This window comes from Mesorhizobium sp. M4B.F.Ca.ET.089.01.1.1 (assembly GCF_004022605.1).
GTDB classification, from domain to species: domain Bacteria; phylum Pseudomonadota; class Alphaproteobacteria; order Rhizobiales; family Rhizobiaceae; genus Mesorhizobium; species Mesorhizobium abyssinicae.
The window spans coordinates 1-780 of sequence record NZ_RZOS01001046.1 but is presented as its reverse complement, the minus strand read 5'-3'; the positions used below and the strand labels follow the sequence as shown (position 1 = coordinate 780).

General features: G+C 60.5%; 1 pseudogene. It reads left to right on the top strand.

Annotation, left to right across the window (positions count from 1 at the left end):
- A pseudogene (locus EN780_RS35915) lies at positions 1–463 on the top strand (hypothetical protein); the annotation flags it as partial.
- Positions 464–780 lie beyond the last annotated feature (317 nt).

The following is a 780-nucleotide window of genomic DNA, read 5'->3' as shown; positions in this document are numbered from 1 at the left end:
ATATGCACAGGATGCCCTCGTGGAAGAATACATCGACGGGCGGGAAATATACGTCGCGCTACTCGGAAACAAAGAACCGGAGGTGTTGCCTCTAGTGGAGCAGGACTTCGGCGACCGCGAATCGCGAATTGTGAGTTGGGAAGACAAGCAGCACATGGCAGTCGCGGCGCCGCAGGCTATCTGCCCGGCGCGGATCGATAGTAAGCTTGCGACGGCCCTGCGGGATATTTCGGTTGCGGCCTTTCGTGCCTGCCAATGCCGGGACTACGCCCGCGTTGACCTCCGGATCGACCGTTCCGGCCGGCCGTTTGTCCTGGAGATCAACTCCATGCCGGCGCTCGGGACGAACAGCTTTTATCCCCTGGTCGCGAGGGCCGCCGGATATAGCTTCTCAAGCTTAATCAATCGCATGCTCGATGTTGCCTACACGCGGTATTTCGGAGTCGGTATTCCCCAAAGCTGACGCACGTCGATTTTCCACCTGGATACTGCCGCGTCTGCCATTGAGCAGCTACACTCGGGATCGTGCCAACTGGTACGGCCGGCATGAAGGACCAGTGGACTTGGGGACCAAACCGGCACGGGCGGTCCGACTGACCGCCCGCCCACTGCACGGGCACAGGCGCCGATGGCGAAGGCGACATATACAAGCCGGCGCAGGTCGCCACATGCTCAAATCGGACCCCACACTATGTTCGGCGTCGTCGCCTGCGCCACAACAGTGGCAGAGGCGATCCGCCGAGCAATACAACATAGTCATGTCTGGACGGCGCCGAACAT